Origin of the sequence: Mogibacterium pumilum, from assembly GCF_002243385.1 — a bacterium.
Taxonomy (GTDB): Bacteria; Bacillota; Clostridia; order Peptostreptococcales; family Anaerovoracaceae; genus Mogibacterium; species Mogibacterium pumilum.
Window position 1 is genome coordinate 436168 of sequence record NZ_CP016199.1, and the last position, 3229, is coordinate 439396.

General features: G+C 35.6%; 5 protein-coding genes. All 5 read left to right on the forward strand.

Translation table 11 applies throughout. The features are described 5' to 3' along the window. Nucleotides 1-815 (forward strand): DUF3114 domain-containing protein (locus tag AXF17_RS09130; RefSeq protein WP_169711301.1); only part of this gene is annotated, 815 nt, incomplete at its 5' end. Then, nucleotides 793-1437 (forward strand): hypothetical protein, encoded by a 645-nt coding sequence (locus AXF17_RS02120; protein WP_094233602.1) that lies wholly within the window; start codon nt 793-795, stop codon nt 1435-1437. The genes AXF17_RS09130 and AXF17_RS02120, both read left to right, overlap by 23 nt. A gap of 335 nt (nt 1438-1772) precedes the next feature. Beyond that, nucleotides 1773-2093 carry a DUF3114 domain-containing protein gene (locus tag AXF17_RS09840; protein WP_408631985.1) on the forward strand — a complete coding sequence of 107 codons (321 nt, stop codon included), beginning with the start codon at nt 1773-1775 and terminating at the stop codon, nt 2091-2093. Beyond that, the gene (locus tag AXF17_RS02130; protein ID WP_094233604.1) at nt 2077-2727 is read left to right on the forward strand and encodes a hypothetical protein; all 651 of its coding nucleotides are present in this window, start codon (nt 2077-2079) and stop codon (nt 2725-2727) included. Before AXF17_RS09840 ends, AXF17_RS02130 begins: the two co-directional genes overlap by 17 nt. A 253-nt stretch (nt 2728-2980) precedes the next feature. Then, nucleotides 2981-3229, forward strand: a 249-nt coding sequence (locus AXF17_RS09135) for a hypothetical protein (protein WP_169711302.1), incomplete at its 3' end; no start/stop codon positions are given.

The following is a 3229-nucleotide window of genomic DNA, read 5'->3' on the forward strand; positions in this document are numbered from 1 at the left end:
CCGAAAGCAAGAAGAAACTATCTGTACTGATGAAAATTACAGGGATGGACAGACTGGATGAAAAATCATCAGCTGACCAACTAAGAGCAGTAGCAGATAAGATAAACAAAAATATGAAGCCCGATGATAAATTCTGGGGCAGCCTAGCAAGTACAGTAGAAAAAGCATACTATCCAAGCGGCATGAAAGGTGACTTAGGAAAGCAGCTTCATCTGTTCAGATATGTAATATCTTATCAGCAAGCAAAATACATAGTAGACAATTACGAAGGCCGTACAGATGAAGAAAAACTAATCAACTATATAGTAAAAGAGAAAATCTGGAACTGGACAGCAGAGGAGTCTACGAGGTTGCATCTGAAGTCTTATTACGATCAACAAACGGATACATATATTTATCCAGATGGTCACAGTACAACAAATGGGGGAATAAACCTAAAGATTGTGACCAATGCCAGATTCCGCTCAGAGTTTATAATTAATGGCGATGGTAAATTCCTTACCCTTTTAGACAAAGATGCAACTCAAGATGCCAAAGTAAACTGTTCAAGTTTTAACTATGCACGACATAATGACAAGGTACATACTGTGCTAGATGTAGAGCCTGCTAGTGAAAAACACAAGTATGAACCACAGTTTAGAGAGGAAGCTAGATACATTCATGATGAGGTAGGGAATAGAGTTAAAAAAGGCAAAAGTGAATTTAAAAAATATGAAGCACCGAAAAAAATAAAAGATAAACACAAAATAGACTGGGAAAAGCGCAAAAGTGATTTTGAAAAGAGGTGTGGTCATGGTAAGACTAATAGAACATAAAAAAATAATTGCTGTTTGTATAATATTGATTTTAATAGTTTTCACTATTGTGATTATTATGTTGCCCAAAAGAACCACGGAAATAAAGAACAATATTGTGTACATGAGTGGTTACTATACTGAATACCCTGATAAAGATGATCCAAGATATTATATCGAATTCAAAAATGATGGGACATATGTACTAATGTATGACGACAGCAGAAGGAATGAAGAGAATTACGATGAAGATGGAGATGGAAGTAGACCTATTATAGATATGTATTTCGGGAAATATAAAATAAAGAATGGAAACTTCCTGATTAAACCAAGTGAAGAAGCGGGGGTAGGATTTAAAGATACTGTTGCTGTAAAAAATAATAGAATTAATAGTTATGAATACATAAATTATGAAAATGATAAGAGAACAGCTTGGAGGATAATACAAAAGTCAAAATGGGGGAAATATCAATTGGGAAGTCTAAATGCTGATAAGGACTCACTAGATAAACAGAGACCATATTACACTCTATACAACAAATCCGATATAAAAAAACTACCTGGCTCCGTAGAAGAATTCCGTAAACAGTTCAAGATGGACAAGAAGGCGGAGCAGGAGCGCTTAGCGGAGCAGAATAGATAACCTATTTTGTGATATATTTTCAGAAAGCTCATATTCGAGCTTTCTGTTTTCAAATTAAGGTATTGCGATATAGAAAATGCCACAAAGAACCTATTCAGCACCGGAGATAGTACCGCCGAACAGATAAACGCAGTTCTGTCAGATCTCGGTAAATCGTTTAGAGCGGGAGCATTTCATCCAAACCTTGCAGCTTCATGGCGAGCAAAGCTAAAGGAAGAGGTAAAGGAGCTGGATGTTATAATGTTTTATGGTATAAAGAGACCTATATCCATAGATGATGAAACATGGGGGAAATACCAGGGTGAGGTAACGATAAATGTACTTCTGCGTTTATAATAAATGGTGATGGCAAATTCCTTACGCTTTTAGACAAAGATGCAACACAAGATGCTAAAGTAAACTGCTCTAGCTTCAATTATGCAAGGCGAAATGATTTTGTACATAAAGTCCTTGACGTGTATCCAACATCAAATAATGAGTCTAAATTTCGAGATGAGTCCAAAGTAGTAATGTGTAATGGAGAGAAATTAACAGACCAAAAAGGAAATAAGATATTATATGAATCTCCTAGTGAACTAAGTCAAGAGACTAAAAAATTATTGAAGAACCATAAAAATCAGTTTATAGAGAGGGTTAAAGATGCTAAAAACAAGTAAGTCAAAAATTAGATTGGCAATTGTAGCTGTTGTGGCATGTACTACTATTGTAGTAGTAAAATACTATGTTTTAAAGCCTTCGGTAATTAGTAAAATACAAATGAATAGAGTTTATATTGGCGGACTATTTACTAAATATCCAAAAAAGTATCAACCAAGATGTTACATTGAATTCAAAAAAAACAACAAATATGTATTTGTATATGATGATAGTAGAGGAACGTATGAAGATTATAATGAAGATGGAGATGGGAGCAAACCACATATAGATATATACTTTGGTAGATATGAAGAAAAAGAAGGGTGCTATACACTTACACCGATTAAAAGTGCTAGTGTAGGATTCAAAAATCCAACAGCTGTAGGAAAAGGTTTGATTAATGCCTACGGATATTCTAATCTTGAAAATAATAAAGAGATTATAGGACAGGTTGCAGCTAAAAACAAAAACGGCAATTATATTATTGGAAATCCAAATAAAGATGGAGTTTCTATAAGTAAAGATGGTCTTTATTTCGAGATTTATGATAAATCAGACATAAAAAAACTTCCAAGTAGCCCAGAAGAATTCCGCAAACAGTTCAAGATGGATAAGAAAGCGGAACAAAAGCGCTTAGCGGAGCAGAATAGATAGGATATTTGTTATGATGTTATGATAGATTTTCAGAAAGCTCGAACACGAGCTTTCTAATTTCTTATTAAGGAATGATGATATAGAAAATGCCACAAAGAATCTATTCAGCACCGGAGACAGCACAGCAGAGCAGATAAACGCAGCCCTGGCGGATCTCGGTAAGTCATTTAGAGCGGGAGCATTTCATCCAAACCTGGCAGCTTCATGGCGAGTAAAGCTAAAGGAGGAGGTAAAGGAGCTGGATGTTATAAACATGTTCGGCATCAAAAGACCTAAGTCAATAGATGACAAAACATGGGAGAAGTACCAAGAAGATGTTACAGCCAAGGTGCTTCTGCTGGAAAAACAGGGCTGGCCAATAGAAAGCATTAAAGAGTTTGGCAAGTATTTCAAAGAGATGCTTGGAAGAAAAGGTCAATCTTCCAATATGTCTGAAATCGTAGCATCCTGCTATAGCGATACACAAATAGTCGGCACCAAAGCCTTTGACAACATGTGGTAT